Annotated in this window: 23 protein-coding genes; 20 read left to right on the forward strand and 3 right to left on the reverse strand. The window is 45.2% G+C overall.

What is annotated here, in order from left to right:
• Positions 1–201: integrase core domain-containing protein (locus GTH32_RS16335; RefSeq protein ID WP_163087748.1), on the forward strand; the 201-nt coding region annotated here is incomplete at its 5' end.
• Positions 202–263: 62 nt separating this feature from the next.
• Here the strand turns inward: GTH32_RS16335 and suhB are convergent.
• A complete protein-coding gene (gene suhB / locus GTH32_RS16340; RefSeq protein ID WP_163087750.1) occupies positions 264–1,040 on the reverse strand; it encodes an inositol-1-monophosphatase in 777 nt (258 codons plus the stop codon).
• Positions 1,041–1,351: 311 nt separating this feature from the next.
• On the opposite strand from suhB, the gene trmJ reads away from it, so the two are divergent.
• From trmJ to GTH32_RS16360, 4 genes are all read left to right on the forward strand, one after another.
• Complete coding sequence (gene trmJ, locus GTH32_RS16345; RefSeq protein ID WP_163087752.1) at positions 1,352–2,071, forward strand: tRNA (cytosine(32)/uridine(32)-2'-O)-methyltransferase TrmJ; 720 nt, start codon at positions 1,352–1,354, stop codon at positions 2,069–2,071.
• A 9-nt stretch (positions 2,072–2,080) separates the two neighbouring features.
• On the forward strand, positions 2,081–2,905 hold the full coding sequence (gene cysE, locus GTH32_RS16350; protein ID WP_163087754.1) for a serine O-acetyltransferase: 825 nt from the start codon (positions 2,081–2,083) through the stop codon (positions 2,903–2,905).
• Between the two features lie 289 nt (positions 2,906–3,194).
• Positions 3,195–4,139, forward strand: a complete 945-nt coding sequence (locus GTH32_RS16355; protein WP_163087756.1) for an SPFH domain-containing protein — start codon at positions 3,195–3,197, stop codon at positions 4,137–4,139.
• Positions 4,139–4,579 carry an NfeD family protein gene (locus GTH32_RS16360; protein ID WP_163087758.1) on the forward strand — a complete coding sequence of 147 codons (441 nt, stop codon included), beginning with the start codon at positions 4,139–4,141 and terminating at the stop codon, positions 4,577–4,579. The genes GTH32_RS16355 and GTH32_RS16360 overlap by 1 nt, the downstream gene beginning before the upstream one ends.
• 77 nt (positions 4,580–4,656) lie before the next feature.
• Here GTH32_RS16360 and GTH32_RS16365 read toward each other — a convergent pair whose 3' ends face one another.
• Both GTH32_RS16365 and GTH32_RS16370 read right to left on the reverse strand, forming a co-directional pair.
• Complete coding sequence (locus GTH32_RS16365; protein ID WP_163087760.1) at positions 4,657–5,040, reverse strand: hypothetical protein; 384 nt, start codon at positions 5,038–5,040, stop codon at positions 4,657–4,659.
• Positions 5,041–5,501: 461 nt separating this feature from the next.
• Positions 5,502–7,115, reverse strand: coding sequence for an amidohydrolase family protein (locus tag GTH32_RS16370; protein WP_163087762.1), 1,614 nt, complete (start codon positions 7,113–7,115; stop codon positions 5,502–5,504).
• 592 nt (positions 7,116–7,707) lie between these two features.
• On the opposite strand from GTH32_RS16370, the gene iscR reads away from it, so the two are divergent.
• The 15 genes from iscR (at position 7,708) to hisS (ending at position 22,415) form a co-directional block, all read left to right on the forward strand.
• A complete protein-coding gene (gene iscR / locus GTH32_RS16375) occupies positions 7,708–8,193 on the forward strand; it encodes a Fe-S cluster assembly transcriptional regulator IscR (protein ID WP_163087764.1) in 486 nt (161 codons plus the stop codon).
• Between the two features lie 21 nt (positions 8,194–8,214).
• Positions 8,215–9,387 carry an IscS subfamily cysteine desulfurase gene (locus tag GTH32_RS16380; protein ID WP_163087766.1) on the forward strand — a complete coding sequence of 391 codons (1,173 nt, stop codon included), beginning with the start codon at positions 8,215–8,217 and terminating at the stop codon, positions 9,385–9,387.
• 280 nt (positions 9,388–9,667) lie between these two features.
• A complete protein-coding gene (gene sufB, locus GTH32_RS16385; RefSeq protein ID WP_163087767.1) occupies positions 9,668–11,104 on the forward strand; it encodes a Fe-S cluster assembly protein SufB in 1,437 nt (478 codons plus the stop codon).
• Between the two features lie 3 nt (positions 11,105–11,107).
• Positions 11,108–11,869, forward strand: coding sequence for a Fe-S cluster assembly ATPase SufC (gene sufC, locus GTH32_RS16390; RefSeq protein WP_163087769.1), 762 nt, complete (start codon positions 11,108–11,110; stop codon positions 11,867–11,869).
• On the forward strand, positions 11,866–13,122 hold the full coding sequence (sufD, locus tag GTH32_RS16395; protein ID WP_163087771.1) for a Fe-S cluster assembly protein SufD: 1,257 nt from the start codon (positions 11,866–11,868) through the stop codon (positions 13,120–13,122). Before sufC ends, sufD begins: the two co-directional genes overlap by 4 nt.
• Entirely contained in the window at positions 13,119–14,336 is a 1,218-nt protein-coding gene (locus GTH32_RS16400; RefSeq protein WP_163087773.1) for an aminotransferase class V-fold PLP-dependent enzyme, read from the forward strand. Before sufD ends, GTH32_RS16400 begins: the two co-directional genes overlap by 4 nt.
• Before the next feature lie 9 nt (positions 14,337–14,345).
• Complete coding sequence (locus GTH32_RS16405; RefSeq protein ID WP_163087775.1) at positions 14,346–14,702, forward strand: HesB/IscA family protein; 357 nt, start codon at positions 14,346–14,348, stop codon at positions 14,700–14,702.
• Positions 14,703–14,741: 39 nt separating this feature from the next.
• Positions 14,742–15,275 (forward strand): putative Fe-S cluster assembly protein SufT, encoded by a 534-nt coding sequence (gene sufT / locus GTH32_RS16410; RefSeq protein ID WP_163087777.1) that lies wholly within the window; start codon positions 14,742–14,744, stop codon positions 15,273–15,275.
• Positions 15,276–15,290: 15 nt separating this feature from the next.
• Positions 15,291–15,701, forward strand: a complete 411-nt coding sequence (locus GTH32_RS16415; protein ID WP_163087779.1) for a SufE family protein — start codon at positions 15,291–15,293, stop codon at positions 15,699–15,701.
• Between the two features lie 214 nt (positions 15,702–15,915).
• Positions 15,916–16,347, forward strand: coding sequence for a nucleoside-diphosphate kinase (ndk, locus tag GTH32_RS16420; protein WP_012519000.1), 432 nt, complete (start codon positions 15,916–15,918; stop codon positions 16,345–16,347).
• Positions 16,348–16,692: 345 nt separating this feature from the next.
• The gene (gene rlmN, locus GTH32_RS16425; protein ID WP_163087781.1) at positions 16,693–17,811 is read left to right on the forward strand and encodes a dual-specificity RNA methyltransferase RlmN; all 1,119 of its coding nucleotides are present in this window, start codon (positions 16,693–16,695) and stop codon (positions 17,809–17,811) included.
• 23 nt (positions 17,812–17,834) lie between these two features.
• Positions 17,835–18,905, forward strand: a complete 1,071-nt coding sequence (gene pilW / locus GTH32_RS16430; protein ID WP_163087783.1) for a type IV pilus biogenesis/stability protein PilW — start codon at positions 17,835–17,837, stop codon at positions 18,903–18,905.
• 8 nt (positions 18,906–18,913) lie between these two features.
• On the forward strand, positions 18,914–19,930 hold the full coding sequence (locus tag GTH32_RS16435) for a RodZ domain-containing protein (RefSeq protein WP_163087785.1): 1,017 nt from the start codon (positions 18,914–18,916) through the stop codon (positions 19,928–19,930).
• Between the two features lie 8 nt (positions 19,931–19,938).
• Entirely contained in the window at positions 19,939–21,057 is a 1,119-nt protein-coding gene (gene ispG, locus GTH32_RS16440) for a flavodoxin-dependent (E)-4-hydroxy-3-methylbut-2-enyl-diphosphate synthase (protein WP_163087787.1), read from the forward strand.
• A 77-nt stretch (positions 21,058–21,134) separates the two neighbouring features.
• On the forward strand, positions 21,135–22,415 hold the full coding sequence (gene hisS, locus GTH32_RS16445) for a histidine--tRNA ligase (protein WP_163087789.1): 1,281 nt from the start codon (positions 21,135–21,137) through the stop codon (positions 22,413–22,415).
• Positions 22,416–22,422: the final 7 nt, after the last annotated feature.

The following is a 22,422-nucleotide window of genomic DNA, read 5'->3' on the forward strand; positions in this document are numbered from 1 at the left end:
ACAGATGGTTACGACTGCTATCAAAATGCTCTTGCAGAGCGGATAAATGGTATTCTGAAAAACGAATACTTGCTTACAAAACCTCGTAATTTAGAGGAGGCGAGAAAGATGGTTGTCGAATCCGTAGCAATATACAATGGCAGGCGGCCACATATGGCTCTAAAATACAAAACGCCCGATGAAATACATCGGGCGTTTTAACCGAAATAAGTGTCAACTTATTCCAGGACAAGTCAAAGCGCTATGAGAGGTAGCAAGGAGACTTATTTTAAGTGTTTAACTAAGCCTTGAACAACCTTAGCACTGCCGGCAACAATTTCACCTTTGTACAAGGGGTCGTTTCCGCCCTTAAAGTCGGTGACTAGGCCGCCAGCTTCGCGAACAATAAGTTCACCCGCTGCAATATCCCAGGTTTTAATACCGCGTTCCCAGTAACCGTCGTGGCGACCTGCCGCTACATAGGCGAGATCAAGCGCGGCGCTTCCAGCGCGGCGAATATCACCCACATCGTGGAATATTTTATTTAAGCTTAATGCGTATTCACCGAACTGTGCTTTATTTTTAAAAGGCATACCAGTGGCAATAATGGTTTCGCTAAGATCTCGAGGCTTTGATGCGCGGATCCTGTAACCGTTTAGCTGAGCACCTTGTCCTCGGCTGGCAGTAAACAGTTCACTACGAATGGGATCAAATACAACCGCTTGGTCTAAACGGCCTTTATGAAGAAGCGCGATAGATACCGCAAAGTGGGGAATGCCTTTTACAAAATTAGTGGTGCCATCGAGTGGATCGATAATCCACTGATAATCTGTATCTGTGCCAGCAGTTTCGCCAGATTCCTCACCCATAAAGCAATGATTAGGAAACGATTGCTGAATTTTAGCAATAATTGCTTGTTCCGCGTCTTTGTCTACTTGTGTAACGAAGTCATTTAAGCCTTTTGACTCTGTTGCTACTTCATTATGTTTTTCGAAACCGCGAACAATAACTGTTCCCGCCGCACGCGCAGCGCGCACTGCAATATTCAGCATAGGATGCATAGATTAACCACCAATTGTAAAAGATCAGGAAACTCAGCCCTATTAGATTATTATGCTGCTCATTGCCAAAAACTTAGCAACAATGCATAAACGCTAACGAGGGTTGGGTTGAAAACGCGCGAATTTTAACAGAATTGGGCATTGATGCAAATTAAATCAATGTTTCACTTTACGCCAAAAATGAAACCAGGAAGTAGACCCTATTCGCCAGATTGCATGAGCGTGCGCCTAAGGTGAACCGATAGCCCTCTATAGCGCTACTGTGCTACACTCTGCGGCATTATTACAACGCAGTTTACAGGTAACTTTGCATGCTCGACAATATTCGCATTATTTTGGTCAACACCTCTCATACAGGCAACATAGGTTCTACCGCGCGCGCCATGAAAACTATGGGCCTAAGCAGTTTGTATTTAGTTGACCCCATTAATGCGCCAGATGGTCAAGCCAGTGCATTAGCAGCAGGAGCAGGGGATGTACTTGCAAATGCACAAATTGTCGATAGTTTAGAAGAGGCAGTAAAAGACTGCGGGCTAGTGGTAGGCACTTCTGCGCGTTCTCGTACTCACTCCTGGCCTATGCTTGGGCCTCGCGACTGCGGGGAAAAGCTGGTACAAGAAGTGGCGAAATATCCCGTGGCGCTTGTGTTTGGTCGCGAAAATAGTGGCCTTAGCAATGAAGAATTACAACAGTGCCATTTTCATATGTGTATTCCGGCAAACCCTGAGTATAGCTCACTGAACCTCGCCGCTGCGGTACAAACCTTATGTTATGAAATTCGCATGGCGTATTTAAATAGAGAGTCGTACCCAGAGGTTGAAGACGAATACCCGCTTAATGAAGACCTAGAGCGGTTCTACGTTCACCTTGAATCTACCCTAGAAAAGACGAGTTTTATTCGTAAAAATCACCCTGGGGTGGTAATGACCAAGTTAAGACGTTTATTTAACCGCGCTCGCCCTGAATCTCAAGAGCTCAATATTCTTCGCGGCATATTAGCGTCTATCAATAAATCAGTGAAAGACGAGTAGGGAGCCGTTGTGTTTTCACGTATTAAAGACGATATACAAGGCGTATTTCATCGCGACCCGGCGGCGAGAAATACCTTTGAAGTGCTTACAAACTACCCGGGCCTACACGCGGTATGGTTGCATCGTGCCAGCCATGCGCTATGGAGGGCGAACTGGAAATGGTTAGCACGCACCTTGTCCACTTTTAGCCGTTGGTTAACGGGCATTGAAATACACCCAGGCGCAACACTCGGTCGACGGGTATTTATCGATCACGGCATGGGTGTGGTAATAGGTGAAACCGCAGATATTGGCGATGATGTTACCTTATACCATGGGGTTACGCTCGGAGGAACGAGTTGGAAGGCCGGGAAACGTCATCCTACGTTAAAGCAAGGTGCTGTTGTGGGCGCGGGCGCAAAGGTGTTAGGGCCAATAACTATTGGAGAAAATGCCAAGGTAGGGTCTAACTCAGTGGTCGTTAAGGACATTCCTGATGGCGCAACGGCAGTGGGTATACCAGGACGCATTATTATTAATAAGCAACAAAGCCAAGCAGAAGTTAATCCAAAGCGAGATAAAATTGCTCGAAAATATGGCTTCGATGCCTACGCTGTAGCGCCAGATAACCCAGACCCGGTAGCTAATGCTATGGGTATAATGCTTGAGCACATGCATCAAATGGATACGAAGGTGGAAGAAATGTGCAAGGTTATTCAAGCGCTTGGTGGCGATGTGTGTACCGACAACCTGCACAATCTTACCGCCGAAGATTTTGCCGATACCGGAATTGAATTGGCTGAAAAACAACAAAATGCGAAAGGCGACCATCAATCTTTTGATCCAAGCATCTAGTGTACGGACGAACGCCATTCTAACTATCCCCACGGGAGCATGAGCACCCGGCGAACACCTACTTCCATGTTTGCAAGTAGGTGTGTAATACATCATTAGAAACAAATCAGTGTCGCTTTTTACTACGCGATAGAGAAAAATACCTATAATATGAAACGCGACGGCAGTGCAAATTAACTGTATGTCTACTCTGCAGCCGATTGCCACGGGCAATGTCTGCAAAGGAATATTGTTATGCCTGAGCTAAACATAGCTCACGGCCCCCCATCATTAAAAGGAAAATAAAACGATGGATCAGAGTATTTTAAACCTCATTTTTTCATACCAAACCATGGTGCTTATATTAGTTATCGTGACATTAAAGGTATCGGTACGCTTTGTGCCTCAAAACCGTGCTTTTATTATCTCTCGGTTTGGGAAATACAATAGAACGCTAGAAGCCGGGCTAAATTTTATTCTGCCTTTTATCGATACGGTCGCGGCAGATCGCTCACTTAAAGAGCAAGCAGCAGATGTGCCAGAACAATCTGCCATTACCAAAGATAACATCACACTTAGCGTAGATGGCGTGCTGTATTTTCGCGTGGTTGACCCATATAAAGCCACGTATGGAGTGGAAGATTATGCTTTCGCGGTTAAGCAGCTAGCGCAAACCACCATGCGTTCTGAGTTGGGGAAAATGGAATTAGATAAAACCTTTGAAGAACGAGATGCCTTAAATACCAACATTGTAAGTGCGCTAAATGAAGCCGCTATGCCTTGGGGGGTTCAGGTATTACGTTATGAACTTAAAGATATCAACCCTCCAGAGTCGGTGTTAAGTGCAATGGAGCAACAGATGAAAGCTGAGCGTTTAAAGCGGGCGCAAATTCTCGAATCTGAAGGTGATAGACAGGCGGCAATAAACCGCGCAGAAGGTGAAAAGCAGGCGATTGTATTAGCTGCGCAAGCTGAGCGAGAAGAACAAATCTTAAAATCAGACGGTGAAGCTCAAGCGATTATTCGTGTGGCACAGGCAGACGCCGAAGCACTTGAAAAAGTGGGTAAGGCAGCAGCTACCGAAGAGGGCCAAAAAGCGGTTCAGTTAGACTTAGCAAAAGGTGCCATTAAAGCGAAAGAACAGATTGCGAAAGAAGGCTCAATTATTCTACTTCCTGACAGTGGTACCGATATTGGCAGTGTAGTGGCACAAGCCATGACTATCTCTAACACCATTGGCAAAAAGGTGAATTAATGGAAAGCTTACCTAATTACTTACTCGCGTTTGGTTTTGTACTCCTTATTGGGGAAGTATTGCTAGGGTTTTCCACTATTTTGTTACTGACGTTAGGCTTATCGACAATTATTGTCTCTGCAGCCATGTTTATGGGCTTGCTTGAAAGTGACCTATTTAGTGCATTTATCGCCACCGCTATTTTAGATGCGGTATTGATGGCATTGCTATGGGGGCCGATGAAAGGGCTTCAAAAAGACAAAGCTCCTACCAAGGTTAAAAGCGATCTCATTGGAAATACCTTTGACCTCGACATAGAAGTAGGCCCAGGCCAAGATGCCTCTATGAAGTATTCAGGAGTGCTGTGGAAAATAAAAAGCGCTGAACGCATACCTAAAGGCGAGCGGGTAGAAATAATCGATGCCGAAGTTGGATGTTTACATGTTAAGCAAGCGAATTAACGCCGCATTGCAAAAGTGAATACGGGCTAAGTCATTAGCCCGCCTTTCTTCGGGCAGCCAATTTAAGCCTTTCCGCTTTATGATAGAGGGGCGCATTGAAACCGTTGATAATGACTATCTACATGCCACGAGCAATTACGCCCATTTAAGCTAAACCTATCTCGCACTAATCGCTGGCTTGCCGCGCTATCGATAAAGTGTTTATCTGCATAAATTTTGAATATTGCAGTTGTTGCACAGTAAACTATTCGACCCCTGCTATATTCTTGGTATTCACTGCCAATAAGTTCCGGATATAATGGAAGAAAAATTGCGTTCTTCTCCCATTCAATATAGTGGCTATACGCGCAGTCATATAAGGACAAACTATCGGGTGACAATGCTTCTAGCGGCGTAGATTTAGCAATAACCCGTGAATTGTAAAGCCAAAAAATACCGATTTGGGGTTCTTTATTCTGCAAATTTTTATCTCCTTAGAATTAACTAGGGCCTACTAACTTTGCAGACATTTGCAACCCTTCTTTACTTGATAAAAAATACCTTTATCTCGGCGCCTCTAGAACGAAAAGAAATGCCTTTACCATTTATGCTCTGTGCATTTTTTTACGTGGTATTTATGTTCGCTTTTCGACTTTCTAGTATTTTTTGCAAATGCTGAGTTATGGAAGTAAATACTTGCTTTTTCCTTATCAGATTCAGCGCTCACTTCTTTATAAGGGCAAGTTTTTCTCGAGGATATTCCATAGTAGATGTGGTGATATTTTGTTTCTCTTTTGGGCTTGTGGAACGGCGTTTTTCCTGAAGTTTTCTTTACTTTACGACGCCCTCCGTTTTTGTAAAAACGGGGGACGTGACCACGTTCACTTTACCGAACATCTTTTCGATGCTTTTTTGGGGCTTATATTGCATCGAGCAGGTATACTCAGTCTTTTAAACTTAAAAAACGAACCGCATTGTTATAAAACATATCTCTTAAGTGATCGTCTCTAATGACGTTTTCACGCACAGCCCGCTCAAAATTTAAACTGGCAGAACAAAGGTAAGCATTTGCCCCCTCATCCTTGCTTATCATGTACCAGTCAGAGCCATAAGCGATTTTTTTCAAGATTCCCACGCCATAATCATTAATAAATGACGTCAGATCATTTTTTAGAACATCGTAGTTGTCGTAATCGTGGTAGCCGAAGTCTGCATGCACATTTTCATATTGGCTCATGAGAGATAAAAAGCCCTTACGCCACTCGCTTCCACCATTATCGCTTGGGTCGCCCATGTGGCCAAAATTTACTTTTAGGTCGGGTCGCTGACGTAAATGTGCAACCCAATATTTTGATGAAGCCAGCTTTTCCGAGCCCCTCTCAGCCGCCTTTGAATAGGTAGTGTGAGAAGTAATGTACGCCTTCCGATCATAGACAATGCTTATAAGTTTATCCATGCCTTCAGCTAGCATTTTTTCATTGATACCCTTGCCGTTACATTTTCGCTGCCTTACTCCATCGCGAATTTCACCTGACACAGAGTAGCCGATACTCGGATACAGTTTTACACCTTTATATATACCGTTTTTAAGTGTGTTGTCTACGAGAGTGGCATAATCATCATCGTGGTACATTTTCCAAGGATTGACGCCGAGCACGGGGAGTGCAAAACCTTTAGAATGATGAAAAATTTGTTCATGCACTTTAATTTGGTCTGCGATTGAAGAGCGGTACTGAGGGCAACCAAGAAAAAAGTCAAAGTCACAACTGATATTCATCACGTGTTTGACTCCATAGCCATTAACCGGGTGCAAGCTATATTTGTCATAGTAGGCTTGAACATTCGTACTTCGTCTGGCCAGCGCACGAGCTGCAAAAGCCAATATACGAAATACGGCATTGTTATCAGTGGGACAAACCGATGAGAACTCTGCCGCTCCTGTTTTCTCTTGCAATTGTGAAGGAACTGAAGCGGCTTTCGCAAGCGTGTCGGCTGTAAACACAATATCGGAAGGCGTGGTGTATTGCTCAGGATTGGTCTTATTCATTGATGTACTCAACTCTCGATCTGCTCTATTTAAAAGCGTCTCAAAGCGTAACTCTTCTAGAGAATTGTTGAGTGACATGCTTTTGGTACGTTCTCTTTCAGTGACATAGGTATAAAACTCTTGGGAAATGGTGTTGTATTCCTCAGAAACACTGCAGGCGTCGGTCGATTTTAACCAGCGGAGTTCATTTTCAGCACTGATATGCTGTTGGAATGTAGTAGCAAGCGCAATGATAGCGTTTGCAATTCTTTTCAAAAGCTCTCTGACGTGCTCAAAACGGTCTCCGAAAAAATCACTAAGTGCCGGTCCCGTTATGTACTCACCGACCATTAAATCTGTAGCGTTGAAAAAGTGGGCATGCATATCGATTACAGGTTTCGTTATATGGGCAAATTGGTAATGCTCGCAATTTGACGTTCTGCCTGAAAGAAGACAGCATGAAGGGAGAAAGGCACTGCCGACAAGCGTGGCCAAAACTTTTAACGTATGCCTACGGTTCAATTCGTCCATGGTTTTTCTTATCTGGTTTTGATTAAAAAATAACCATAGAACAAGATTGTTATTCTGCCAAACGTTTGATGAAAGAAACTATAGGTGTATTAAATAATGCTGCTATCGCTACACATGGCGGAATATTTATGGAAAATATGGAAGATTGTAATTATCGCTAATACCACCGCTTGCGGCACATAATACCTGTTCCAGTGCACGAAGTTGGCTTAGGGGGATTACGTTCAATCCCCTTCGCTTCTACTTGAAACACAGTTATTTTCCAGTCGTTTGTGTAGACACCACAGTCTTCTATTGTTGCTTCCTCTTCTAAATTTCAACAACGGATACTGACTTTGGCACTAACAGCGAGATCAATGAAAAAGATAACAATGCGTCTCTTGGGTATTGCTACTAGTGTCTTTTAAGGTTTCTTCGGCGCTTTCCTATAGTGCCTGTATGTTCAGGACTGAATATTCCACCTTCATTAGAAACTATTCCAGACTTGGAATGGAAACCACATAATACTTGACTAAAATACTAGGTTTTATACTTGACCATTTTAGTCAGGTATGTGAAAATTCTCGCATAAAAATCCAACGGCGGGGATGCTATGAAATTAACCTCAAAAGGGCGGTACGCAGTAACAGCAATGCTGGACGTGGCGTTACATTCAACGCAGGGGCCTGTCCCACTTGCTGATATTTCACAGCGCCAAGAAATCTCTCTTTCTTACCTTGAACAATTGTTTTCGCGTTTACGTAAAGAACAACTAGTGGACAGTGTACGCGGCCCCGGTGGCGGCTACTTGTTAGGGAGAGAGGCTAGCACTATCGCCATTGGTGAAGTTATTCGCGCGGTCGACGAATCGGTTGACGCCACTCGGTGCCAAGGTCAGGCCGACTGCCAAGGGGGCGATCGTTGCCTTACCCATAGCTTGTGGCAGGATTTAAGCGATCGCATTAGTACGTTTTTAAATTCTATTACGTTGGCAGAGCTGATGGCGAAGCGAGATGTGCAAGAAGTCGCTGGACGCCAAGATAAAAGCACGTCGTTACGTAATGTGGCTAACGATATTGAAGTAAGTATCCAGCTTTAACCAAGTAGCAGAGCCGGTTTTATGACACAAAGAACACCCATTTATTTAGACTACGCTGCCACCACCCCAGTGGACCCACGGGTTGCAGAAGTGATGGCAAAGTGTCTAACAATTGAAGGTAATTTCGGCAATCCCGCTTCACGTTCGTATCGCTTTGGCTGGATGGCAGAAGAGGCCGTAGATGTTGCCCGTAATCAGATAAGTGATGCGCTGAACTGCGACCCCCGTGAAATTGTATTTACTTCGGGGGCTACCGAGTCTGACAACCTTGCGATTAAAGGGGTGGCCTATGGGTATGCTGAAAAAGGCAAACATATTATTACCGCAAGTACTGAGCATAAAGCGGTACTAGATACCTGTGCTTATTTAGAAGGGCAGGGTTATGAAGTCACTTATTTAGATGTAGATGATAGTGGCTTGGTTAGTTTAAATGAGCTCAAGGCGGCTATCCGTAAAGACACCATTTTAGTATCTATCATGCACGTTAATAACGAGCTTGGTGTAATACAGGATATAGCGGAAATAGGCGCGCTTTGTCGAAGCCACGAGATACTTTTTCATGTAGACGCCGCGCAAAGTGTGGGCAAGGTAGCCATTGATTTACAAAGCTTGCCTATCGATTTGTTGTCTATTTCAGCACACAAAATCTACGGCCCTAAAGGTATAGGTGCTTTATATGTACGCCGTCGCCCTAAAATAAACTTAGTGGCGCAAATTCATGGCGGTGGGCATGAACGCGGTATGCGTTCAGGCACGTTACCTACGCATCAGATCGTGGGTATGGGGGAAGCGCTAGCCTTAGCACAGCAGCAGCTAGACCATGATAGACAGCGTATTGCCCAGTTACGCGACAAACTATGGCAAGGCATTAACCAATTAGATGAGGTGTACTTAAATGGGCACCCTAGTCAGCGTATCGCAGGTATCTTAAATGTGAGCTTTGCCAATGTAGATGGCGAAAGTTTAATGATGGCCCTAAATGATATCGCGGTTTCGTCAGGCTCCGCATGTACCTCAGCAAGTTTGGAGCCTTCTTATGTGCTTAAAGCCATAGGCAGAAGCAATGAATTGGCCCATGCAGGTATTCGTTTCAGTGTGGGACGATTTACTAATGAAAGCGATATTGAATATGTTATTAGCAAGGTTACCGATGTGGTGCAAAGGTTGAGAGACACTGTCTCATCGGCGTGTTAATAACCAAAGCAACGTGTGTCTTCAACACACTTTAGTCAGCGACGGGTGTAAATGCACCTCAGACTAACAGGAATGTAAGACAACAAGGCTGTTGAATATTTGAGTGAAATACTCGGGTATTATATAATACCCGCCCTAAATTTTAGACTGCTCGTGTATCGTGTGATTTTTGAACGATATGAGGTGAAAAACGTAAAAAGTACGTTTTTACGATTACCGGCAAGACCGTGAGGCCGGTAAATGAGGGCAGAAAACCCAGGCAAACAAGTGAGATCCCAACATGAGTGAACAGATCGAACAGGCATTAGAAAGAAAGTACGAGGCCGGTTTTTATTCGGAAATCGAATCTGAAACTTTTGAAAGTGGCCTGGACGAGTCAGTGATCCGCCGTATATCACAGATGAAAGGCGAACCAGAGTGGATGCTAGAATGGCGTCTTAAAGCGTACCGTTCGTGGCTTGAAATGGAAGAGCCAGACTGGGCTCATGTTGATTATCCAAAAGTCGATTATCAAGCCATTTCTTATTACTCTGCACCAAAGAGTATGAAAGATAAGCCACAGTCTCTTGATGAAGTTGATCCTGAGTTACTGCGTACCTATGAAAAGCTAGGTATTCCGCTGCACGAGCAAGAAATGCTTGCGGGCGTGGCGGTGGACGCTGTTTTTGACTCGGTGTCGGTAGTGACGACGTTTCGTGAGAAATTGGAAGATGCAGGGGTTATATTCTGTCCTATCTCCGAGGCGATCAAAAAATATCCAGACTTAGTGAAAAAGTATATTGGTTCGGTAGTTCCGCGTACCGATAACTACTTTGCAGCATTAAATAGCGCAGTATTCACCGATGGCTCGTTCGTCTACATTCCAAAGGGCACACGTTGCCCTATGGAACTATCAACCTATTTCCGTATTAATGAAATGAATACGGGGCAGTTTGAGCGTACCTTGATTGTTGCAGACGAAGGCAGTTATGTGAGCTACTTAGAAGGCTGTACCGCACCGCAACGTGATGAAAATCAGTTGCATGCGGCTGTAGTTGAGTTGGTGGCGCTGGATGATGCACAAATTAAATACTCTACCGTTCAGAACTGGTATCCAGGGGATGAAAACGGCAAAGGCGGTATTTATAACTTTGTGACCAAACGCGGTATTGCCCATACCAATGCGAAAATTTCTTGGACCCAAGTAGAAACGGGCTCAGCGGTAACCTGGAAGTATCCAAGTTGCGTGCTTAAAGGCGATAACAGTGTAGGCGAGTTCTATTCAGTAGCACTTACCCGCGGTCGTCAGCAGGCCGACACGGGCACCAAGATGATTCACATAGGGAAAAATACCAAGTCCACCATCATCTCTAAAGGGATATCGGCGGGCAACAGCAACAATGCCTATCGTGGTTTGGTGCAAATGGGGCCGCGAGCCGATGGCGCCCGTAACTTTACCGAATGTGATTCGCTATTAATTGGCGATAAATGTGGTGCACACACATTCCCGTATATTGAAAGTCGTAACCCTAGCGCCATTGTAGAGCACGAAGCGACTACCTCTAAGGTAAGCGATGAACAGTTGTTCCTTTGTAAGCAACGTGGGTTAGACACAGAGAAGTCCGTTTCTATGATTGTGAACGGTTTTTGTAAAGAAGTATTCAAAGAGCTGCCAATGGAATTTGCTGTCGAAGCCGGCAAGCTGCTCGAAATTAGTCTTGAAGGTTCAGTGGGGTAATCAATGCTTAGTATCAAGAATTTACATGCCAGCGTGGAAGAGAAAAATATCATTAAAGGGCTAAACCTAGAGGTTAAGCCAGGTGAAGTACACGCTATCATGGGGCCTAACGGGGCCGGTAAAAGTACCCTAGGTTACGTACTTTCAGGTCGTGACGGTTATGAAGTAAGTGAAGGCGACGTTTCCTTAAACGGTAAAGATTTACTTGAATTAGAAGTTGAAGAGCGTGCTCGCGAAGGCTTGTTCCTCGCGTTTCAGTACCCGGTAGAAATTCCTGGCGTAAGCAACATGGAATTTATGAAAGAGTCGGTAAACGCAATGCGTGAGCAACGTGGTGAAGAGCCCCTTAGCGCAGCCGAATTTTTAAAGAAAGCGAAAGCTGCGTGTAAACAAGTACAGCTTCCCCTCGACTTTTTAAAGCGTGGTGTCAACGAAGGTTTCTCCGGTGGTGAGAAGAAGCGTAACGAAATCATGCAAATGATTTTGCTAGAGCCTTCATTATGTATTCTTGATGAGTCAGATTCTGGCCTTGATGTCGATGCGCTGCAAGTAGTCGCAGATGGTGTAAATAGCCAACGTGACGGTAAGCGTAGCTTTATTGTGGTTACCCACTATCAACGCCTGCTTGACTATATAAAGCCTGACTTTGTGCATATTCTTGCCGACGGCAAAATTGTTAAAAGTGGTGATGCCTCATTAGCGCATGAAGTAGAGAAAAGCGGTTACGCCTTTCTTGGGAAGTCTTACGAGGAGGCTGAAGCATGAGTCAATGGCTAGAAAAGGTCATTGGCGAGGCGCAAATACAGGACTACCTTGCGCCGGTGCGTCAGCAGGCCTTAACGCAGCTTAAAACCGAAGGTTGGCCGGCTCGAAGAAATGAAAGTTGGCGTTTTACGCCGCTTACGTCGGTAGAAAAGCGCAACGTAAATATAGCAACACAGGGCCATGACGCACCTGTGCCCGCTATCGATAATTTAAATGCTATCGATTTAGTGTTTGTAGATGGCGTGCTTATTACTCAGGTGAATGGGTTAGATGTTCCCGCCGGAATGTCGATTACTTCGCTAAACACCGATGATAGTGACACCCAGCAGGCAGTGGCAAGTGTATTCGGGCAAGTTAAGCCTACCCGCCATTTGTTTGGGCGCGTTAACGACGCACTGTGTCAGCACGGTATTTTTATTAATGTGGAGGCGGGAGCAGACATTACTACGCCTATCCGTATTGTGAATCTGGCGACGCAAAACCTTGATGCCCATACCCGTGTAGTGGTGAAGCTAGGCGAGAAAGCGAAGGCGATTATTGTTGAGCAGGGTGTTGGTGATGTAGATAGCTTAACCACCGCCTTTGCAGAATATGATATTGCGGATGACGCTCACCTGGAACACTATCGCTTTGCCATGTTTACTGGCGCGGCGAAACAGTTAGGTGGTAGTCACTTTAAGCTACATAACCGTTCAACGCTAAACAGCACTATGGTGGGTTACGGCAGCGAACTTTCACGTTTAGACGTAGATATTCACCACGCGGGTGAGTTTGCCGATGCAAAGATGAATGCAATCTATCTTTTGGCTGAAGGTGAGTTGTTTGATTTGCACTCTACCATTGAGCACGCGATGCCAAATGGAACGACTGAAGAAAATGCCCGTGGCATCGTAGGAGATAAGGCGCGCGCCGTATTTAACGGACGTATCCATATCCACCGTGATGCGCAAAAAACCTTGGCAGAGCTAAATAACCGAAACTTATTGTTGTCTCGCCGTGGTGTCATCAATACCAAGCCTGAGCTTGAAATTTATGCCGATGACGTAAAATGTGCGCACGGCGCAACGGTCGCAGAAATTGATGAAGAAGCCTTGTATTACTTGCTAACTCGGGGTGTTCCGCGCAGCAAAGCGTTAGTAATGCTTAACTTCGGTTTTATCCGAGAGCTTGTATACGATGTGCCGAACGCGGCAATACGCGATTGGTTGTTACCTATATTAAGTGAGCGATTCACCCATATGGAGGTGAAATGAGCCTAGACGTTGCTGCGCTTCGCGCCCAATTTCCAATATTGACCCAGTCAGTAGACGGAAAACCATTGGTGTATTTAGATAATGCCGCTACCACGCAAAAGCCGCAAATAGTGATAGATGCGCTTGTCGATTTCTATACGACGACAAACGCGAATGTCCATCGCGGTGCCCATCATTTATCTGATGAGGCAACACGTCGGTATGAGGGCGCAAGAGCCAGTGTCGCTAACTTTATTAATGCCACTGCGCGCGAAGAAGTTATCTGGACGAGCGGTACCACCGAAGCTATCAATATTGTTGCTAATGGCTTAGGACAATTACTTGCTGAAGGCGATGAGGTCTTAGTGACCGAGTTAGAGCATCACGCAAATTTGGTTACTTGGCAACAGGCCTGTCGCCGGGCCGGCGCCACGCTGAATATAGTGCCCGTTTTCGATAGTGGCGAGTTAGATATTGAAGCCTTCGATAGACTGCTCACGGCGAATACTAAGATGGTCGCGTTTCCTCACGTATCTAATGCGTTAGGCACGGTAAATCCGATTAAGCAGCTAACCGCCAAAGCCAAAGCCGTAGGCGCTTGGGTGTTAGTGGATGGCGCTCAGGGCATAGCCCATGGCGGCGTGGATGTACAAGATATTGGTTGCGATTTTTATGCGTTTTCGGGGCATAAATTGTTCGGTCCTACGGGTATTGGTGTGCTGTGGGGGCGTAAGTCGGTGCTAAAAGACTGGCCAGTATGGCAGGTTGGCGGCGAAATGATTAAAGACGTAACCTACCATGAAGCGACATGGGGCGAACTGCCTAATCGTTTAGAAGCTGGCACGCCAAATATTGCTGGCGCTATTGGCATGGGGGCGGCTGTAGCATGGTTTCAAAGCCTTGACGTTGCAGCGCTTCGCCGCCATGAAAAAGCGCTACTAGACTACGCCACCAAACTTGCTAACGACTTTGAAGGCTTGCGTATTATCGGTACGGCAAAAGAAAAAGTAGGCGTTTTAAGCTTTTTGCTTGAAGGGTCTCACCCCGCTGATGTTGGGTTTATCTTAGACCGTCAGGGGGTAGCCATTCGTACCGGCGATAATTGCGCACAACCGTTAATGAAACGGTTTGGCATTCCCGGCACGGCAAGGGCGTCGTTTTCTATTTACAATACGCTTGAAGAAGTAGACAGCTTATTCGCTGCGCTTAAGAAAGCAAAAATGATGTTGGCCTAAGGAGGCTTTATGGGTGTTGAAACATTTGTACCTAGTACACAACTCATTACGCTAACCGACAGTGCTGTATCGCACTTTGAAAGCAAACTTAAAGACAAGCCTGGGCAATTAATTCGTTTAGCCACGAAAGTGAGTGGCTGTACAGGCTATGCCTATGTGTTAGATTTTGCTGATAAGGCCGAAGCTGATGATGAAATCGTTGCGATTACGCCTACGCTAAACGTGGCAGTAGCCGCCGATTCAGCAGAGCTGCTGCGTAATACAGAAATTGATTATGTGCATGAAGGTGTGAACGGCATCATCAAATATAACAACCCAAACGTGGTTGATGAATGCGGTTGTGGCGAAAGCTTTAACATTGGTTAAGCGTTTTTTCCTCTTAAATAAGGCTTTATAAGTAATAGCATGAAGCAAAAAATGGTAGTTACCGAGCGCGAATGTAAAGCACGCTTGGTACCCGCAGGTAACCCTGCCACAATTCCCGAAGGCGAGTTCGTTAATATTACCCAAGATTTAGGGGGTAACTTTACCGTTACCTGGCGGGGTAATATGTATCGTATTGATGGTACTGATGCCGATGCTATTGGTCGTAAGCCGCAGGTCATTGACTTTGCCGCCCCTGACGACGGCCAAATTAGTGAACAACAGGTGTGGGATGCGCTGGAAACGATATTCGATCCAGAGATCCCGATTAACCTCGTATCGCTAGGGCTCATTTACAAGGTAAGTATCGATCAAGCAAACGCGAGCGTTGATATTGACATGACCCTTACCGCACCTGGTTGTGGTATGGGGCCAGTGTTAGTCGGCGATGTTGAATATCGCGTTGCTATGGTGCCCCATGTTAAGACGGTGAATGTTGAGCTTGTATTCGATCCGCCCTGGTCGCGGGAAATGATGAGCGAAGAAGCGCAATTAGAAGCGGGTCTATTCTTTTAATACACAGGAAGTCTTATGCAATTACCAAGCAGTGACGAAATTATTGACGACTTGGCGTTCTTTGATGACTGGGAGCAACGCTATCAATATATCATTGATTTAGGCAAGTCTATTCCTGGGCTACCTGAAGACGCTAAAACCCCTGATCGTTTAGTGAAAGGCTGCCAAAGCAGCGTGTGGTTGATAGAGAACTATAACGGTGAGGTTATTACCTTTGACGTTGACAGTGATGCTGTGATTGTACAAGGGCTACTCGCACTTGTGCTTGCTGCTTATAATAATAAGTCTCCCAAGGCGATTTTAGCGTTTGATATCGATGGCTATTTTGAAGCCCTTGATTTAGAGCGTCATATTACGCCAACCCGGGGGAATGGCCTAAGAGCTATCGTAGGCAAAATTCAAGATTTAGCACGTAATAACGTTTAACTTATAGCAACGCTGACCGCAGATTTAATAAATTGCCTGTTAGGCAAGGTTTAAATGGTCACGCGTTTGTCATATTTAACTGGTTTATTAGTAGCTTATACCGCATTGCCTCAGCATTATGGGTATAATGCAAATCGTTGCTGGTCAAGGCGATAATAATTGCCTATAATTCGCGGCCAAAATTTATAAGTCTATTTTTGTTTGGAGAAAGAACATGGCTCTTGAGCGCACTTTTTCGATTATCAAGCCTGATGCGGTTGCTAAAAACGTAATCGGTGCAATTTACAACCGTTTCGAGTCTGCAGGTCTTCGCATTGTGGCATCTAAGATGATCCACATGAGCAAAGAGCAAGCGGAAGGTTTTTACGCAGAACACAAAGAGCGTCCTTTCTTTGGTGCTTTGGTTGACTTCATGACATCTGGTCCAGTAATGGTTCAAGTACTTGAAGGCGAAAATGCAGTACTTGCAAATCGTGAAATCATGGGTGCAACTAACCCTGCTGATGCGGCTGCCGGAACACTACGTTCTGATTACGCTGCGTCTATCGATGAAAACGCAGTACATGGTTCAGATGCTCCTGAATCAGCAGCACGTGAAATCGCTTACTTCTTCTCTGAAGAAGAAATTTGCCCACGCACGCGTTAATCGCACGCTAAAGCAAACAAAAAAACGAGGCTTTAGCCTCGTTTTTTTGTACCAGTAATATAGCGCTTGCAGAATTTAAGGGGCATAGGGATAGCACGCTTTTTCTATGACCGTATCTGTGGTAGTATTCGCGCAAATTTTGTACGAATTTGGGGCGGGGTTTTCACTCTTGCTGCCCCCTGACGTGACATTTCACGCTTAGGTAACGAATTATAGCGGGTTTCATCTTCACGTTCGTTGTTTTCAGGTCGCCAGTCCGACGTCTGCACGCACAATGAAATGCACTATCCAATTAGCAGTACAAAGCATATATGCTTTGTTTAGGTAAAAAGGGTCATCATCTTTATGGCAAAGACAAACTTATTAAATCTTAATCGCGAAGGCTTGCGTAATTTCTTCAAGGAAAAAGGCGAAAAGCCGTTTCGCGCCGACCAGCTGATGAAGTGGATTTATCAGCACGGCGAAAGCGATTTTGAAAAGATGAGTAACCTGAATAAAAATCTTCGCGCTATGTTGATTGAGCATTGTGAAATCAAAGCGCCAGAAATCGCCTATTTTCAGGAGGCCAGCGACGGTACCATTAAATTTGTATTGACCCTTGAAGGCGGGCAAGAGATTGAGTCGGTATGGATCCCCGAAACTGACCGCGCTACCTTGTGTGTTTCTTCACAAGTAGGCTGCGCGTTAGAATGTACGTTTTGTTCAACCGCGCAACAGGGCTTTAACCGTAACTTAAGCGTAAGCGAAATTATTGGGCAAGTATGGCGCGTAGCGACGTTCCTTGGGCTATCAAAAGACACCAGTAAGCGCCCCATCACGAATGTGGTTATGATGGGCATGGGCGAACCTCTGCTCAATCTTAAAAACGTGGTACCAGCCATGGATATTATGCTTGACGACTTCGGCTTTGGGTTGTCTAAACGTCGCGTTACGTTAAGTACGTCTGGCGTGGTTCCTGCGCTTGATATGTTAGGCGATAAAATTGATGTAGCGTTAGCCATTTCTCTTCACGCGCCAAACGATGAACTACGCAATGAAATTGTACCTATCAATAAAAAATACAACATCGAAACCTTTTTAGCTGCGGTTCGTCGTTATTTAGCCAAATCCCGTGCAAATCAGGGTAAGGTTACCATTGAGTATGTCATGCTATCGCACATTAACGACAGCACTGATCAAGCTCACGAATTAGCCCAGGTATTAAAAGATACGCCGTGTAAAATTAACTTAATTCCGTTCAACCCATACCCTGGCTCTCCCTATACGTGTTCGAGTAACTCGCGCATCGATAGGTTTTCAAAAGTCCTTATGGATTATGGGCTTACCACAGTTGTACGGAAAACTCGCGGCGACGATATCGATGCTGCGTGCGGTCAGTTAGTGGGCGATGTTGTTGACCGTACTAAAAGAATGTTGAAAAAACAGATGAAGGGCGAAGCAATTTCGGTAAAAATGGCCCAATAATCATTAAGATATTGGGGTATACCATGCAACGAATTAGGCTAGCGATAATAGTAGCAACACTACTTACCGTAACGGGTTGTGTGAGCAATACACAACCCGGGTTATACGGCGATAGCTTCAATCAAAAAGAAGCGGCCAAAACGCGTATGTCATTAGGCCTCACATATCTTAAGAACAACAACTATACCCAGGCGAAGAAAAACCTCGATAAAGCATTGGAGTTCGACCCTTCTTCAGCCGATGTCCATTATTCACTGGCGTACTATTATCAACTGGTAGGAGATACCACTCGTGCTGAGGAATCCTACGAGACTGCCATTGATTTAGCGCCCGGCAATGGAGATATTGCCAATAGTTATGGCGCGTTCAAGTGCCAAAACGGTAATTACCAAGCCGCTAAGGTTTACTTTTTAAAAGCCATCAATAATCGCCAGTATGCTAATTCTGCACAAACCTATGAGAATTTGGCGCTTTGCGCGCAAAGCCAAGGAAATGCCCAAGAGGCTATAGATTATCTTAAAGAGGCGCTTAATCATCAACCTGCTCGTCAAAAGAGCCTACTGATTCTTACCGAGATGTACATGAGTACTGAACAATGGGAAGAGGCCAAGGCTACGTTGCGAAAATATGAGAAAGTAGCCAATGTCTCGCCAGACTCCCTGTGGATGGCATTTGAGATTGCCCGTGGCCAAGGAGACAGAGAAACCGCAAAACAATATGGCGATATGTTAGTCTCTGTGTATCCAGAGAGTAACGCAGCAAAACGCTACGCGCAGGCCGAATTGAATGAACCTGAAGTAACTCGCACGGTGAAAGCAGACCAAGCAAATAATGGCGCAAACACGAATGCGGATAGCACACAGAATTCGCAACAACCTTCACCACAGCCAAAAACATCGAATGAAAACAGTAAAGTATCTACGAATACACCTCAGTTCCATATAGTAAAACAGGGCGAAAACCTTTATCGTATTTCGCTAATGCACAATATTAAAGTTGCCACTCTGCAAAACTGGAATAATCTAGAAGATCCTGGCGCAATTTTTGCCGGTATGAAGCTTTGGTTAGTTCCCGTTAATATGCAGGAGGAATAGGAAGTCGAATGGTGTCAGAAGAAAACGCGGCGGAAGAAAACAATTCGCCATCACAAGAAAATACGCCAAGTCCAGGCCAGATGCTGCGTGAACGACGCGAAGCATTAGGGCTGTCGCAACAGCAAGTGGCTGAAAAGCTTTTTTTGAAAGCTAATCAAATCAATGATTTGGAAGAAGACCGGCTTGATGACAATGCCTCAATAACCTTCACTAAAGGGTATGTCCGTAATTATGCTAAACAGTTAGGGCTCGACTCTGCAGCGGTTATTGCTGCGTTTGAGCAAAAACATGTAAAAGCAGATCCCCCGGCAAAGCTGCAAAGCTTTTCACGACGTGTCGCAAAACAGACACACGATGACCGTTGGATGATGGTAACTTATCTTATTTTATTGTTGATTATTGCCGGTGTTGTCGCTTGGTGGTATCAGCAACCAAGTGATGATACCCAACCAGAAGAAAGCATTGTTTCTTCCGTAAAAGAAGAGGCGAGTTCTACCCCGATACCCTCAGCTACATCAGTTGGCGGTATCTCAACGAGCGGGGCAAACGATACACTTGGTGCGCCTGATAGCGTTGATTCCTCAAGTACGCCTTTGGCCGGCGAAAGCGATCAGGCCCCTGCTAATAACAATGAGATACAAAGCGCAGGCAATGAAGATGTTGAGCAAGCGACTAATGTGCCTGATGAGAGTAACAATGTAACTGCACTTATAGCGCAAAGTGACGATAACAGGGTAGATTTGGACACGGTAACTCGTACCTCAGCGGCTGAGAGTGACTTACCGCCTATTAGTATGACCTTTACCTTTGACGATGATTGCTGGGTGAACATTAAAGATGCGAATGGTGAAGCGATAGCTTACGGTGTAAAGCAATCTGGGCGGGTTATGGAAATTCAGGGTGTACCGCCGGTTGAAGTTACGCTAGGCGCACCTGATAATGTAAGAATTTCAGTGAACGGTGAGCCGGTAGATATATCGGCCTATCAAAATGGTCGCACTTCGCGATTCTCACTTCCTATATAGGTATTTAGATGTTTGCAGAAAGCCCTATTAAGCGCAGAAAATCTACGCGTATTAATGTCGGTAACGTTCCTATTGGCGATGGCGCGCCCATTGCTGTTCAGTCAATGACAAATACCCGTACTACAGATATTGCTGCAACGGTAGATCAAATAAACCGTATTGTGGCAGTAGGCGGTGAAATTGTTCGTGTGTCGGTTCCTACTATGGAAGCCGCAGAAGCATTTAAAGTTATCAAACAACAGGTTAGCGTACCGCTTATCGCCGACATTCATTTTGATTATCGTATCGCCCTTAAAGTGGCGGAGTACGGCGTAGACTGTTTACGCATTAACCCTGGTAATATTGGTAATATGGAACGGGTAAAATCGGTGGTCGATTGCGCACGTGACAAAAATATTCCTATTCGTATTGGGGTAAACGGCGGGTCATTAGAGAAAGACTTGCAAGAAAAATATGGTGAGCCTACACCAGAGGCGTTGGTTGAATCGGCTATGCGTCATGTCGATATTTTGGATAAGTTAAATTTTGATCAGTTTAAAGTGAGTGTTAAGGCCTCAGATGTGTTTCTTGCTGTTGGCGCCTACCGTTTATTGGCACAAAAAATTGATCAACCATTGCATTTAGGGATTACGGAAGCCGGCGGACAACGAGCAGGGGCGGTAAAGAGCTCAGTCGGTTTAGGGATGCTATTAGCGGAAGGAATTGGTGATACTATCCGTATATCTCTTGCAGCCGACCCAGTTGAAGAGATAAAAGTAGGTTTTGATATTTTAAAATCGTTGCGAATTCGTTCTCGCGGTATTAATTTCATTGCGTGCCCGAGCTGCTCTCGCCAAGAGTTCGATGTTATTGGTACCGTGAATGCACTAGAGCAGCGCCTTGAAGATATACTTACACCCATGGACGTATCTATTATTGGTTGCGTGGTGAATGGACCCGGCGAAGCAGAAGTATCCGATTTAGGCTTAACGGGGGCACGCAACATGAGTGGCCTTTATGAAGATGGAAAAAGAGTAAAGGAACGTTTACCGAATAATGATTTGGTAGATAAGCTGGAAGCGAAAATTCGCGCGAAGGCAGCACGTATAAACGAACAGAATAAAATTCAAGTATCAGTAAAAGACTAAGCTTGTAGCATTGTTGTTTACCATTAAAGCCCCTATAATGCGGGGCTTTTCACTATTTTGCAGTATGAGAAATTCACGTGGCTAAGACTATTCAGGCAATTCGCGGAATGAATGATTGCCTGCCGGAAATATCCGGTACATGGCAGAAAGTAGAATCTGTTCTCCGTCAGGTGGTAGCCAGTTATGGTTACCAGGAAATCCGAACTCCTATTGTAGAGAGCACCGATTTATTCAAGCGCTCTATTGGAGAGGTAACCGACATTGTCGAAAAGGAAATGTATACCTTTGCCGACAGAAACGGTGACAGCTTAACCTTGCGTCCTGAAGGCACTGCCAGTTGTGTGCGTGCGGGGAATGAACATGGCCTGTTGTATAATCAACAACAGCGCTTATGGTACATGGGGCCTATGTTTCGTCATGAGCGTCCGCAAAAAGGTCGCTACCGTCAGTTTCATCAATTTGGTGTAGAAACCTTTGGCATTGATGGCCCAGATATCGACTTAGAAGTTATTCTACTTAGCGCACGTTTGTGGAAAGCCTTTGGTATTGAGCAGCACGTTACGCTGCAAATTAACTCCTTAGGATCTAACGAAGCCCGTCAAGCGTATCGCGAAACCCTTATCGAATATTTGAAAGCTCGTGCTGATAAGTTAGATGAAGAGTCTCTTCGTCGCCTAGAGAGCAATCCTCTTCGCGTATTAGACAGTAAAAATCCCGCGGTGCAAGAAGCGATTGCAGATGCGCCGTCGTTACTCGATCATTTAGATGATGCGTCGAAATCTCACTTCGATACTCTATGCCAACAGCTTACCCAAGCCGGTATTAATTTTGAAGTTAACCCGCGCCTTGTTCGTGGTCTTGACTATTACAACCGTACCGTATTTGAATGGGTAACGGATAGCTTAGGCGCACAAGGTACAGTATGTGCGGGCGGTCGATACGACGGTCTCGTTGAACAGCTAGGCGGTAAAGCGACACCGGCAGTTGGGTTTGCAATGGGGATAGAGCGGTTAGTACTCTTACTTACCACGCTTACCGAGGAAGGCCAAGATAATAGTGCGGCTGACGTCTATGTTACTGCCATGGGCGAAGACGCGCAGGCGTACGCGGTTGAAGTATCAGAGCACCTTCGCAATACACTGCCTTCTGTACGTATTATGATGCATTGTGGTGGCGGAAACTTTAAGAAACAACTAAAACGCGCAGATAAAACAGGCGCAAAATTAGCCCTATTGCTAGGGTCTCAGGAAATGCAAGCGCGGGAAGTTGGCGTTAAGCCACTTCGTGACGGACAAGAACAGCAAACAGTTGCGTTTACTGATCTATCAGCCACTCTTGCCAGCCTGCTAGCAGAATAAGAAGAGG

Source organism: Alteromonas profundi, assembly GCF_010500865.1.
Classification (GTDB): Bacteria; Pseudomonadota; Gammaproteobacteria; order Enterobacterales; family Alteromonadaceae; genus Alteromonas; species Alteromonas profundi.